Origin of the sequence: Micromonospora purpureochromogenes, from assembly GCF_900091515.1 — a bacterium.
Taxonomy (GTDB): Bacteria; Actinomycetota; Actinomycetes; order Mycobacteriales; family Micromonosporaceae; genus Micromonospora; species Micromonospora purpureochromogenes.
The window spans coordinates 1,059,362-1,071,331 of the sequence record NZ_LT607410.1 but is presented as its reverse complement, the minus strand read 5'-3'; the positions used below and the strand labels follow the sequence as shown (position 1 = coordinate 1,071,331).

Below are 11,970 nucleotides of genomic sequence, written 5' to 3'. Positions count from 1 at the left end.
ACGCCCGTCAGCACCACGAAAGGACCTTCGAGATGGTTACCGCCGCCAGCACCGTCCAGACCGTCGGTGACGCCAAGCTGCTCCGCTTCGCCCTCAAGCAGGACGCGATCGGCTCGGGTGCCAATGGACTCGTCTACCTCGCCGCTGCGGCGATCTTCGGCGAGCTGTTCGGCCTTCCCGCCGCCTTCCTCTACCCGATCGGTGCGTTCCTGGTCGCCTTCGCAGCCGCTCTGCTCTCCCTGGCGTCGAAGCCGAGGGTGAGCAGGCCGGCCGTGGGTGTCGTGATCGCTGTCAACACCGCATGGGTGGTCGCTAGCCTGGAGCTGCTCATCGCCGGGTGGTTCCCGCTGACCGGCCTCGGCACCGCACTTGTGATCGCACAGGCGGTGGTGGTCGCCGGCTTCACCGCCCTGCAGCTTGCCGGCCTCCGCAAGACGGCCTGAATCCGCTGTGCCTCCGGTGCCCGCTCAGTGACGAGCGGGCACCGGTGCGCATCCGGACGCTGAAGCCACCGCCAGGGTGGCATCAAATGCGGCCTCGTCGGCATTCGCCACGGCTGGATGTCTGTCGACCGATCGGCTTCCGACAGCACCGCACCGGGAAATGCCGGGTGGAATTGGAGCCCCCGGCCGGGATCGAACCGGCGACATCTCGCTTACAAGGCGAGTGCTCTGGCCAGCTGAGCTACAGGGGCGCGTGTGTCGACGTCAGCATAGCGACTGGTGTCCGGAAATCCCGCTCGGCAGGTGTCCCGAGCACGCAAAACGTCAATTTCCCGACCGCTTCGGCCGACCGGCCGGCGCGGTCGGGCGCGGTCGTGCGTGCCGATTGATACCCGGGCGTGCCCGACTGACCGGAATGCGTATGCGGTCGGTCCCACCCGCTGTCCCCCGTCTTGGCAGGGTCGGGAAAGCCGTTTACCGTGCAGTGACACGGACGACACCCCCGATCGGCTCCGGCCGCCCCCGGGACGTCGCCCGAGGACCGGCACCGAGGGTGCCGGTGGCTCCTTCACTCGGATCGTCCGGCACGTTCCTGCCGGTGAAAGGAAGCGCTCCACCATGGCTACGGTCACGTACGCGAAGGCGTCCCGGATCTACCCGGGCACCGAACGCCCCGCGGTCAACCAGCTCGACCTCCAGATCGGCGACGGGGAGTTCCTCGTCCTGGTCGGCCCGTCGGGTTGCGGTAAGTCCACCAGCCTGCGGATGCTCGCCGGCCTCGAGGACGTCGACGACGGCGCGATCTACATCGACGACCGGGACGTCACCCACCTGCCGCCGAAGGCCCGCGACATCGCGATGGTCTTCCAGAACTACGCCCTCTACCCGCACATGTCGGTGTACGAGAACATGGCGTTCGCGCTGAAGCTGCGCAAGACCTCCAAGGACGAGATCGACCGGCGGGTCAAGGAGGCGGCGGCGCTGCTCCAGCTGGAGGAGTTCCTCAACCGCAAGCCGAAGGCGCTCTCCGGTGGCCAGCGCCAGCGGGTGGCCATGGGCCGCGCGATCGTCCGCGAGCCGCAGGTCTTCCTCATGGACGAGCCGCTGTCGAACCTCGACGCCAAGCTCCGCGTGCAGACCCGTACCCAGATCGCGTCGCTGCAGGCCAAGCTCGGCATCACCACGGTCTACGTCACGCACGACCAGGTCGAGGCGATGACGATGGGCCACCGGGTGGCGGTCATGCTCGACGGCGTGCTCCAGCAGGTGGACACCCCCCGCGCGCTCTACGACACCCCGGCCAACGTCTTCGTCGCGGGCTTCATGGGCTCCCCCGCCATGAACATCAAGACCGTGCCGCTGAACGAGCAGGGCGCCGCCTTCGCCGACCTGCACGTCCCGCTCACCCGGGAGCAGATCGCCGCGGCCAAGGAGGAGGGTGGCGACGGCAAGGTGACCGTCGGCTTCCGCCCGGAGGACTGCGACCTGGTCAGCCCGACCGAGGGCGGCATGCCGGTCGTGGTCGAGCTGGTCGAGGACCTCGGCTCGGACGCCAACGTCTACGGGCACGCCGCGCTCGAGGGCGCGAACGAGCGGTTCGTGGTCCGGACCGACCGGCGCACCATGCCGAACATGGGCGACACCGTGTTCGTCAAGCCGCGTACCGGCCGCAGCCACGTCTTCCACGCCGTCACCGGCGAGCGGATCTGACGTACCGGCTGCACTGACGTACCCGAAAGGGGCGGTCCGCTGTCGGCGGGCCGCCCCTTCTCGTCTGTGCGGGCGCGGGTCGGTCAGACCTCGGCGGCGCGGCGGCGGGCCACCTCGGCGAGGGCGACCGCGGCGGCGACGCTGGCGTTGAGCGACTCCACGTCGGAGATCATCGGGATGCTGACCGTCAGGTCGCAGGTCTCGCCGACCAGCCGGGACAGCCCGCGTCCCTCCGAGCCGACCACCACGACCAGTGGGCCGACGGCGGCTTCCAGGTCGTACAGGTCGGTTTCGCCGTCGGCGTCCAGGCCGACCACCATGAAGCCGGCGTCCTGGCAGGCCTTGAGCGACCGGGTCAGGTTGGTGACCTGGGCGACCGGCACCCGCGCGGCCGCGCCGGCGCTGGTCCGCCAGGCGGTCGCGGTGATCCCGGCGGCCCGCCGCTCGGGTACGAAGACGCCCTGCGCGCCGAACGCGGCGGCGGAGCGGATCACCGCGCCCAGGTTGCGCGGGTCGGTGACCCCGTCCAGCGCCACCAGCAGCGGGGCGGTGTGCTCCACCGACGCGGCGATCATGTCCTCGAACGGCTCGTAGGCGAACGGCGGCACCTGGAGGCCGATGCCCTGGTGCAGCACCCCGCCGGTCATCCGGTCCAGCTCGGCGCGGCTGATCTCCAGGATGGCGATGCCCCGGTCGGCGGCGGTCCGGATGATCTCGTTGACCCGGTCGTCGGCGTCGATGCCCTGCGCGGTGTAGAGCGCGGTCGCCGGCACCTGGGCGCGCAGCGACTCCAGCACCGGGTTGCGGCCGACCAGCAGCTCCGGGGTGTCCTTGGCCGGGTTGGACTTGCGCCCCGGCGCGACCCGCGGGCCGGTCCGGCCGGCGGGCTTGCCGCCCCGACCGCCGGTGGCACGGCCGGCCGGTACGCCCCGGCCGCCGCCCCTGCCCCAGGTGGTGTCCTTGCTGCCCGGCTGACCGATCTTGGGCGCGCGCCCCTCCTCGGCCGCCGCGCGGCGCTCCTTGTCCTGCTTCCAGGCGGTGCGCTGCGGCAGCTTCTCGGTGCCCGAGTACGCCTTGTGCCAGGGCCGCTCGTCGGCGGGCAGGGTCTTGCCCCGGCCGGCCAGAGCGTCCTTGCCCTTGCCGCCGGAGCCCTTCGGGGCGCCCGCCTTCGGCGTCAGTCGCCGGCCACGGCGCTGCGAGTTGCCGGCCATCAGTCCTGCTCTCCAATAGTCCAACGGGGGCCCTGTGGGGTGTCCTCCACCACCACGCCGGCCTGCTTGAGCTGGTCGCGTACGGCGTCGGCGGCGGCCCAGTCCTTGCGGCCGCGGGCCTGGGCGCGCTGCTCCAGGGCCAGGGCGACCAGGGAGTCCACCACGCCGCGCAGGTCGTCCGCGCGGTCGCCGCCGGTCCAGGCCGGATCCAGCGGGTCAACCCCCAGGATATCCAGCATGGCGCGCGCGGAGGCCAGGGTCGTGCGGACGGTCACATCGTCGCCGGCGGTCAGCGCGGTGTTGCCGTCCCGGACCACCTCGTGCAGCACCGCCAGGGCGGCGGAAGTGTTCAGGTCGTCGTCCATCGCCGCCACGAAGCCGGTCGGCAGCTCGCCGAGCTGCCCGCCGCCGACCCGCTCGGCGGCCCGCTGTACGAAGCCCTCGATCCGCCGGTACGCCACCGCGGCCTCGCGCAGCGCGTCCTCCGAGTAGTCGATCCGGGAGCGGTAGTGCGCGGCGGCGTAGTAGTAGCGCAGCTCCACCGGGCGCACCCCGAGCGAGTCGACGTACGTCAGGTCGAGGGCGTTGCCGAGCGATTTGCCCATCTTGGCGCCGCCGATGCTGAGCAGGCCGTGGTGCACCCAGTACCGGGCGAAGGGCAGCCCGGCGGCCTGGGACTGGGCGATCTCGTTCTCGTGGTGCGGGAACGTCAGGTCCAGCCCGCCGCCGTGGATGTCGAACTCGGCACCCAGGTAGCGCCAGCACATCGCCGAGCACTCGATGTGCCAGCCGGGGCGCCCCCGGCCCCACGGCGACGGCCAGTAGGCGTCGGCCGGCTCGTCCGGCTTGGCGCCCTTCCAGAGCGCGAAGTCGCGCGGGTCGCGCTTGCCGCGCTCGGGGGCGTCCCCGGCGGACTGCATGTCGTCGGGCGACTGCCCGGACAGCGACCCGTACGCGGGCCAGGAGGCCACGTCGAAGTAGACGTCGCCGGAGCCGTCGGTGGCCGGGTAGGCGTGCCCGGTCTCGATCAGCTCGGCGATCAGCTGGTGCATCTCCGGGATGTGCCCGGTGGCGCGCGGCTCGTACGTCGGCGGCAGCACGTTCAGCGCCCGGTACGACTCGGCCAGGATCAGCTCGTTGGCGTACGCGATGGACCAGAACGGGCGGCCCTGCTCCATCGCCTTGACCAGGATCTTGTCGTCGATGTCGGTCAGGTTGCGGATGAAGTTGACCTCGTAGCCGGCGGTGAGCAGCCAGCGGCGCAGCACGTCGTAGTTGACGCCGGAGCGAAGGTGGCCGATGTGCGGCGGGGCCTGGAGGGTGAGACCACACAGGTAGACCCCCACCTTGCCGGCTTCCCGCGGGACGAAGTCCCGCACCGATCGGGTGGCGGTGTCATACAGGCGTAGCGTCACCGTACAAGGGTAGCCGTCCACGCATTCCGGGGCCGCCCGGAGCCGGGTCGTACGCTGCGTGCTGTGGAGACGACGGCGAGGTCCGGCGAGCCCGGGGACGCGGCGGCCCGGCCCGGAACCGATCGGACGGAACGGCTCGGCGCCGGGGCGACGGACCGGGCGGCGGGCGGCGAGACGGCGGGCCGGCCCGGGGAGACGGCGCAGACCCTGGACCGGGGCCTGCGCCTGCTGCACCTGGTGGCCGACGCTCCCGCCGGACTGACCGTGACCGAGGCGGCGAACCGGCTGGGCATCGGCCGGGCGGCCGTCTACCGGCTGGTCGGGGCGCTGACCGGGCACGGGATGCTGCGCCGGGACGGCGACGGCCGGCTGCGCCTCGGCGCCGGCGTGCTGCACCTGGCCCGGCGGGCCCAGCCCCTGCTCGCCGAGGGAGCGCTGCCGGCGCTGCGCCGGCTGGCCGAGCAGGCCGGCGCGACCGCGCACCTCACCGTGGTCGAGGGCGGCGAGGGGGTGGCGCTCGCGGTGGTCGAGCCGAGCTGGACGTCGTTCCACGTGGCGTACCGGACCGGTGCCCGGCATCCGCTGGAGCGCGGGGCGGCCGGCCGGGCCATCCTCGCCGGCCGGTCGGGCGCCGCCGGCCCGGTGAGCACCAGCGGGGAACTGCAGTCCGGGGCGTACGGAGTGGCCGCGCCAGTGCTCGGCGTGCCCGGGCTGGAGGCGAGCGTCGGAGTGGTGGCCCTCGCCCCGCTGGACGTGGCCACGGTCGGCGCCCAGGTCGAGGCCGCCGCTGAGGCGATCGCCGCCGCCCTCTCCTGACGATCGGCCGCGTCGGATCAACTCGTCGCCGCCGGCTGGCTCGTGCCGACGTGACCGGCGCCGGCTGTGCCACCGGCCGGGATGTCGACAGCCTGCCACGAAGAGGGCCCGGGCGACCGACGGTCACCCGGGCCCCCTCCCGGCTGTCACATCGGGGTGGTCACCGCGGCGTACGCGTCGACGATCCCGTAGCCGTAGAAGCCGTTGAACTCCTCGTCACCCTCGCAGTAGGCGTTGAACTGGCCGCTGCGACCCTCGCGCTGGTAGGTCTGCGTGCGAGGCTGCGGGCAGGCGTGCTCGACGGCGGTGCCGGTGAGCTGCTCCTCCACCGCGTCCGGCGCGAGCCCGAACCCGGCCTCGGTCATCCCGCCGAACCGGCTGACGATCAGCGACGCGACGCCCGCGGCGTGCGGAGACGCCATCGAGGTGCCCTGCAGGTAGGTGTAGTAGCCGCAGACACCGGCGGCGGTGCACTGCTTGAAGACGAAGCTCTGTGCGTCCGGCACGATGTTGCCGTTCTTGTCGACCGAGCCCTCCTCCTGCAGCACCTTCTTCGGGTAGCTGGAGAGGATCATGTTGGCGTCGGTGCGGAAGGCGTCGGTGCCGTAGCCGTCGCGGAACCATCCGCCCGGCGCGGCGACCGAGATCTGCTCGACGCCGTAGTTGGAATAGTCGGCCTTACGGCCCGACGGGCCGACCGAGGAGACGCCGATCACGTGCGGGCCCTCCACCGGCAGGTCGAGGCAGGTGTCGTTGTCGATCGGCCGGTGGTACGGCGCGGGGCCGTAGTCCGGGCTGCTGGTGTCGACGCGGGGCTTGCCGAGGTCCTCGTGGTTGTTGCCGAGGGCGCCGACGAGCGTGACGCCGTGCTCGTGGGCGTAGTTGAGGGCCCGCTTCATCGCCGTGATGATGGCCCGCTGCTCCGCCTGCGCTTCCGGCGAGTCGGTGGGGTTGCTGGTGCAGTTGTAGAGCCACGGGTCGACATAGAAGGACATGTTGACCACGTCCAGGCCCTTGTCGCCGGCGTGGACCAGCGCGTTGACCACCGGGTCGAGGAAGAAGTATCCGGAGTCCTGGCCACCCTTGAGCTCGACCAGGGTGACGCCCGGCGCGACGCCGGAGACTCCGAAGCCGTTGGCGGCCGCGCCGACGGTGCCGGCGACGTGCGAGCCGTGTCCGCCGTCGTCGGTGCCGACCGGATCGAGACAGCTCGCGACCTCGCATGCGCCGTCGATGTCGGTCATGTCCGGGGCGAAGTTCTTCGACAGCGACCAGCTGAAGTTGGCGGCCAGGTCGGGGTTGCTGGCGTCGAGGCCGGTGTCGAGGATGCCGACGGTGACGGCGGTGTTGCCGTCTTCGACGGCGCGTGCCCGGTCGGCCCGGATCATCGACAGGCCCCACAGCTTGTCGTCGAGCGGGTCGAGGCCGGTGGGGCCCTTCGCCAGGGCGGTGGTGCCCTTGGGGTTTGCCGAGCCCTGGGGGTTCGGCGCAGCCACGAGATTCTCGCGCTCGAGCTTGCGGTCGGCGCGCGGGGCGTGGCCGACGGCCTTGTTCTGGGTGGCGCCGACGAGCTTCGCGCTGGCCGCGGCGCGGCCGGCGAAGTCCGCCCGCTTGCTGACCACGCGGAACATGCCCACGGCGTCGGTACGTGAGACCACCGTGCCACCGGCGGCCTTGATCTCGGCGATCGCCGTGCTGGCGGAGACGCCGTCCTTTGCCACCACGGTGAAGGTTCGGGCGCTGGTCGTCCCGGCGTTCGCCGGTGCGACCAGGCCCGTCACCGTGAGTGCCAGCGCGGCCGCTGTCGCGACCCCGCCGACGGTGAAGCGTTTGCTCACCACATCAGATCCTCTCCGTTGAGGGACGTGGCAGACATCACATAACACCGAGCTGGTTTACGCCAGACAACCGTTCGGAATGGACATCGGTTTGGCTTATGTCGGATCCAGCGAGTTCAGCGCGTCGGGCAGTTCGGCCAGGGTGGACACCTCGGCGTCCGGCGAGAGACCGGCCGGACGGGGCAGTCCGCCCCGGTTGAGCCAGACCGCCCGCAACCCGGCCCGCTGCGGCGCCACCACGTCGTGTTCCGGCGAGTCCCCCACATAGACGATCCGCGCGGGCGGCACGCCGACCGAAGCCACCACCGCCGCGTAGAACTCGGGTGCCGGCTTCTTCGGCAGGCCGTTCTCGTGCGCGTACAGCTCGAACGCGAACTCGCCGGCGAGCCCGCAGCGTTCGGCGCGGCTGTTGCCGTTGGTGGCGTAGCCCAGCCGGAACTGGCGGCGCAACGTGGCCAGGGCGGGAAGCACGTCGGCGTAGGGCCGGGTCAGCGCGAACCGCCGGGCGAAGAAGAGCGCCGCCAGCTCGTCGAGGCGCTCCGCCAGGCCGGCCCGGGCCAGCGAACGGGCCAGCGCGGCCCGCCGGATCTCCTGCACCGGGGCCGCGCTCATCGCACCGAAGACCGCACCCCAGTCCGACTCCAGGTCCGCCAGCGACACCTCGGCCGCCGCCGGGGTCAGCCGCCGCATTTCCTCGAGTACGGCCACCAGGCCACCGGTCACCGCCGGGCGCAGGTCGAGCAGGGTCTCGTCGGCGTCGAACACCAGCACCGTCAGCACGGCACCGACCATCTCACGTCAGCGCGGGCTCCTCGGCCGGGGTGTCCGACCGTTCCACCCGGTCGCCGCGCAGCTCGTCGAGGCGGACCAGTGCCACCCCGGCGACGATCAGGGCACCGCCGAGCAGCTGCACCACGGTGGGCAGTTCGCCCAGCACCAGCCAGGCGATGAGCACCGCGAACATCACCTCGGTCAGCCCCACGAAGGACGACAGCCGAGCGCCGAGGATCCGCGTCGCCGCGATACCGGCCTGGTACGCGATCACGGCGGCGACCAGCGACAGCCCGACGATCGGGACCAGCCAGCTGGTGCGCTGCCCGGCGAACTCGACGTCGCCGAAGGTGGCCCGCAGCGGCAGCACCCCGACCAGCCCGAGCAGGGCGAGGACGGCGGCGCCGATCGCCATGCCGCCGCTGGCCATGGCGACCGACGGCAGCGCGGGGTCGACCCGGGCGGCGAGCACGAAGTAGCCGGCCAGCCCCACTCCGGCGCCGAGCCCCCAGAGCACACCCACCGGGTCGAGGCGGCCGGTGCCGGTGAGGTCGAGCACGAAGGCCAGGCCGGCCAGCGCGGCGACCGAGCCGACCACGGTGAGCCGTCGGGGGCGCTGCCCGTGCACCAGCCACATCCAGGCCACCACCAGGATGATGCCGAGGTACTCCAGCAGCAGGGCCACGCCGACCGGCAGGTAGCGGACGGCGTTGAAGAAGCACGCCTGGGCGGTGGCGACGCCGAGCAGGCCGAAGACGCTCACCGGGCCGAGGGTGCGACGCAGCACGGCGCCCTTGCCGCGCAGCGAGAGCACGGCCGGCACCGCGAGCACCAGGGCGGCGATCCCGACCCGGGCGACGACGACGGCCTCGGCCGACCAACCGGCCTCGATCAGGGAGCGGGCGAAGGTGCCCGAGGTGGCGAAGGTGACGGCTGACAGCAGGGCCAGCCCCAGGCCCGCGCCGGCGGATCGTTCGTGCATCGGGCTCTCCTCGCCGGTAGTTGTCATGACCGAACTGCGCCTATGCTGGTGACGCTAACGGCCGACTCTGACAGGAGTCAAGTTGCTTTTTGCCCATGACACCGAATGTGGGTTGATCGCCGCGACCGCCCTGGTGAACACCGACGACCCGGCGGGCGAAGGGCTGCCCGACGTCGCGGCGCTGGACCGGTTCGTCGTCACCTACGGCTGGACCGGCCGGCACGAACACACCGAGGCCGAGCTGCGGGCGGTACGCGAGCTGCGCCCCCGGCTGCGCCGGATCTGGCACGCCGACGTCGACGAGATCGTCGCCGTCGTCAACGAACTGCTCCGCGAGTCCCATGCGCTGCCCCAGCTGATCCGGCACGACGACGAGCCGTACCACCTGCACGCGGTGCCCCGGGACGCGCCGCTGGCCACCCGGATGGCGGTCGAGGCGGCGATGGCCCTGGCCGACCTGGTCCGCGCCGGCGAGCTGGGCCGGCTGCGGATCTGCGCCCACCCGGACTGCGCGAACGTGCTGGTCGACCTGTCGAAGAACCGGTCCCGCCGGTTCTGCGAGGCGGGCTGCGGCAACCGGGCCGCGGTCAGCGCGTACCGGGCGCGGAAGGCGGCCACTCGCTCCTGAGCAGCTCGTACTCCACCTCGCCGTGCTCGGTCCCCGGGGCCGGGTCGTCGAAGTGCAGGTGGAAGGTGCGCAGGTTCCGCAGGCCGGACTTCGCCATCACCTGCCGGGAGCGGATGTTGACCGCCATCGTCTCGGCCCAGACGCGCCGGACGTCCAGCTCGGTGAAGGCGTACCGGACCAGCGCCCGGGAGCCCTCGGTGGCCAGGCCGCGCCCCCACGCGCCACGGCGCAGCCGGTAGCCCAGCTCCGCCTCCTTGCCGTCGTCGGACGGGTCGAGCGCGAACCAGCCCAGGAAGTCATGGCTCTCGCGGTCCTCCGCCGCCCACCGCCCCAGGCCCGGGTGCTCGTCGTACTGGCGCAGCAGGCGGGGCAACTGCTCGTCGCGCACGGTGGCCCGCGGGGTCGGCCGGCCGCCGGTCAAAAAGCGCATGACCTCCGGGTCGCTGTCCAGCTCGACGAGGTGGTCCACGTCGTCGGGGGTGAACCGGCGCAGCCGCAGCCGCTCGGTCTTTAGCAGCACGTCAGCGGTCATGCCGGGATGATGCCGCGCCCCACGCGCGCTGGTCGACCGATATCCCGCGCCGCCGCGTGGTCAGCCTCGTGATCGGGTCGCGATTTCCGAGACGACACGGCGCACCGAGTGCCGGAAACTGCTACCCGATCATGACCAGCCCGGCCGGCGCAGGGCCCGCGGCCCAGGGTCGAGGCCGGATCGGGGTCGTGCGGGCCAGGGTCAGGGGTCAGGGATGGGTCATGCGGAGGAGGTCGAGGGCCTCGTCGAGCTGGGTCTCGCTGAGCTTGCCGGAGTCCACGTGGCCCCGCGCGATCACCACCTCGCGGATCGAGGTCTGCTTCGCCAGCGCCTCCTTGGCGATCGAGGCGGCCTCGTCGTACCCGAGGTGGCGGTTGAGCGGGGTGACGATCGACGGCGACCCTTCCGCGTACGCCAGGCAGACCTCGGCGTCCGCGATCAGGCCGACCACCAGCCGGTCGGCGAAGAGCCCGCTCGACGCGGCCAGCAGCCGGATCGACTCCAGCAGGTTGCGACCCATCACCGGGAGCATCACGTTCAGCTCGAAGTCGCCCTGGGAGCCGGCGAAGGCGACCGTCGCGTCGTTGCCGATCACCTGCGCGCAGACCTGCCGCATCGCCTCGGCGACCACCGGGTTCACCTTGCCCGGCATGATCGACGAGCCGGGCTGGAGGTCGGGGATGCGCAGCTCGCGCAGGCCGGCGCGGGGGCCGGAGCCCATCCAGCGGATGTCGTTGGCGATCTTGTAGAGCCCGACGGCGACGGTACGTAGTTGCCCGGAGGTCTCCACCAGCGCGTCCCGCGCGCCCTGCGCCTCGAAGTGGTTGCGCGCCTCGGTCAACGGCAGGCCGGTGGAGGCACGCAGCTTCTCGATCACCTTCGCGGCGAAGCCGAGCGGGGTGTTGATGCCGGTACCCACGGCGGTACCGCCCAGCGGCAGCTCGGCCAGCCGGGGCAGCGCCGCCTCCAGCCGTTCCACACCGTAGCGGACCTGCGCGGCGTACCCGCCGAACTCCTGCCCGAGGGTGACCGGCGTGGCGTCCATCAGGTGGGTACGGCCCGCCTTGACCACCGTCTCGAACTCCGCCGCCTTCTCCTCCAGCGCGCCGGCCAGGTGCTTCAACGCGGGCAGCAGGTCCTCGACCACGGCCTGGGTGGCGGCCAGGTGGATGGAGGACGGGAAGACGTCGTTGCTGGACTGCGAGGCGTTGACGTCGTCGTTCGGGTGCACGTCCCGGCCCAGCTCGCGGCCGGCCAGGGTGGCGATCACCTCGTTGGTGTTCATGTTGGACGACGTACCCGAGCCGGTCTGGAACACGTCGATCGGGAACTGGTCGTCGTACCCGCCGTCGGCCACGTGCGCGGCGGCGGCGGCGATCGCGGCGGCCACGTCCGCGCCGATCACGCCGAGCTCCCCGTTGACCTGCGCGGCGGCGCCCTTGATCTGGGCCAGGGCCTTGATCTGGGCCGGCTCGATGCCGCGTCCCGAGATCGGGAAGTTCTGCACCGCGCGCTGGGTCTGCGCCCGCCACAGCGCCTCGGCGGGCACCTCCACCTCGCCCATCGAGTCGCGTTCGATCCGGTAACCCGCTGCCTCTGGAGTCGTCACGCGTACCATCCTGCC

The 11,970-nt window shown here is 72.2% G+C and carries 11 protein-coding genes and 1 tRNA gene; 4 read left to right on the top strand and 8 right to left on the bottom strand.

Annotated features, from left to right (window positions below; translation table 11 throughout):
• Nucleotides 1-32: 32 nt before the first annotated feature.
• On the top strand, nt 33-443 hold the full coding sequence (locus GA0074696_RS04950) for a hypothetical protein (protein ID WP_088959999.1): 411 nt from the start codon (nt 33-35) through the stop codon (nt 441-443).
• A gap of 174 nt (nt 444-617) precedes the next feature.
• On the opposite strand, the gene GA0074696_RS04945 is transcribed toward GA0074696_RS04950, so the two are convergent.
• Nucleotides 618-694: transfer RNA gene (locus GA0074696_RS04945), tRNA-Thr, on the bottom strand.
• A gap of 367 nt (nt 695-1,061) precedes the next feature.
• Between GA0074696_RS04945 and GA0074696_RS04940 the strand changes: the two genes are divergently transcribed.
• The gene (locus GA0074696_RS04940; protein WP_088959998.1) at nt 1,062-2,153 is read left to right on the top strand and encodes an ABC transporter ATP-binding protein; all 1,092 of its coding nucleotides are present in this window, start codon (nt 1,062-1,064) and stop codon (nt 2,151-2,153) included.
• 83 nt (nt 2,154-2,236) lie between these two features.
• Here GA0074696_RS04940 and rlmB read toward each other — a convergent pair whose 3' ends face one another.
• Both rlmB and cysS read right to left on the bottom strand, forming a co-directional pair.
• A complete protein-coding gene (rlmB, locus tag GA0074696_RS04935) occupies nt 2,237-3,364 on the bottom strand; it encodes a 23S rRNA (guanosine(2251)-2'-O)-methyltransferase RlmB (RefSeq protein WP_088959997.1) in 1,128 nt (375 codons plus the stop codon).
• Nucleotides 3,364-4,779: a cysteine--tRNA ligase gene (gene cysS / locus GA0074696_RS04930; protein ID WP_088959996.1), complete on the bottom strand. Its 1,416-nt coding sequence runs from the start codon at nt 4,777-4,779 to the stop codon at nt 3,364-3,366. Before cysS ends, rlmB begins: the two co-directional genes overlap by 1 nt.
• Before the next feature lie 207 nt (nt 4,780-4,986).
• Between cysS and GA0074696_RS04925 the strand changes: the two genes are divergently transcribed.
• Nucleotides 4,987-5,595, top strand: coding sequence for an IclR family transcriptional regulator (locus GA0074696_RS04925; RefSeq protein ID WP_088964360.1), 609 nt, complete (start codon nt 4,987-4,989; stop codon nt 5,593-5,595).
• A gap of 146 nt (nt 5,596-5,741) precedes the next feature.
• Here the strand turns inward: GA0074696_RS04925 and GA0074696_RS04920 are convergent, their stop codons facing one another.
• The 3 genes from GA0074696_RS04920 to GA0074696_RS04910 form a co-directional block, all read right to left on the bottom strand.
• Nucleotides 5,742-7,433: a S8 family serine peptidase gene (locus GA0074696_RS04920; RefSeq protein WP_172894177.1), complete on the bottom strand. Its 1,692-nt coding sequence runs from the start codon at nt 7,431-7,433 to the stop codon at nt 5,742-5,744.
• 96 nt (nt 7,434-7,529) lie between these two features.
• Nucleotides 7,530-8,213: an HAD family hydrolase gene (locus tag GA0074696_RS04915; protein ID WP_172894175.1), complete on the bottom strand. Its 684-nt coding sequence runs from the start codon at nt 8,211-8,213 to the stop codon at nt 7,530-7,532.
• A 13-nt stretch (nt 8,214-8,226) separates the two neighbouring features.
• The gene (locus tag GA0074696_RS04910) at nt 8,227-9,186 is read right to left on the bottom strand and encodes an EamA family transporter (RefSeq protein WP_088959993.1); all 960 of its coding nucleotides are present in this window, start codon (nt 9,184-9,186) and stop codon (nt 8,227-8,229) included.
• A gap of 82 nt (nt 9,187-9,268) precedes the next feature.
• On the opposite strand from GA0074696_RS04910, the gene GA0074696_RS04905 reads away from it, so the two are divergent.
• Nucleotides 9,269-9,814 (top strand): CGNR zinc finger domain-containing protein, encoded by a 546-nt coding sequence (locus tag GA0074696_RS04905; RefSeq protein ID WP_088959992.1) that lies wholly within the window; start codon nt 9,269-9,271, stop codon nt 9,812-9,814.
• On the opposite strand, the gene GA0074696_RS04900 is transcribed toward GA0074696_RS04905, so the two are convergent.
• Nucleotides 9,774-10,346, bottom strand: a complete 573-nt coding sequence (locus tag GA0074696_RS04900; RefSeq protein WP_088959991.1) for a GNAT family N-acetyltransferase — start codon at nt 10,344-10,346, stop codon at nt 9,774-9,776. The two genes, GA0074696_RS04905 and GA0074696_RS04900, sit on opposite strands and share 41 nt — an antisense overlap.
• Nucleotides 10,347-10,554: 208 nt before the next feature.
• Entirely contained in the window at nt 10,555-11,964 is a 1,410-nt protein-coding gene (locus tag GA0074696_RS04895; RefSeq protein WP_172894173.1) for a class II fumarate hydratase, read from the bottom strand.
• Nucleotides 11,965-11,970: the final 6 nt, after the last annotated feature.

Bases quoted from the DNA above. Each gene is read 5' to 3' on its own strand.
- GA0074696_RS04910 (WP_088959993.1), bottom strand. From the start codon at position 9,186: ATGCACGAACGATCCGCCGGCGCGGGCCTGGGGCTGGCCCTGCTGTCA.
- GA0074696_RS04895 (WP_172894173.1), bottom strand. From the start codon at position 11,964: ATGGTACGCGTGACGACTCCAGAGGCAGCGGGTTACCGGATCGAACGC.
- GA0074696_RS04940 (WP_088959998.1), top strand. From the start codon at position 1,062: ATGGCTACGGTCACGTACGCGAAGGCGTCCCGGATCTACCCGGGCACC.
- GA0074696_RS04900 (WP_088959991.1), bottom strand. From the start codon at position 10,346: ATGACCGCTGACGTGCTGCTAAAGACCGAGCGGCTGCGGCTGCGCCGG.
- rlmB (WP_088959997.1), bottom strand. From the start codon at position 3,364: ATGGCCGGCAACTCGCAGCGCCGTGGCCGGCGACTGACGCCGAAGGCG.
- GA0074696_RS04950 (WP_088959999.1), top strand. From the start codon at position 33: ATGGTTACCGCCGCCAGCACCGTCCAGACCGTCGGTGACGCCAAGCTG.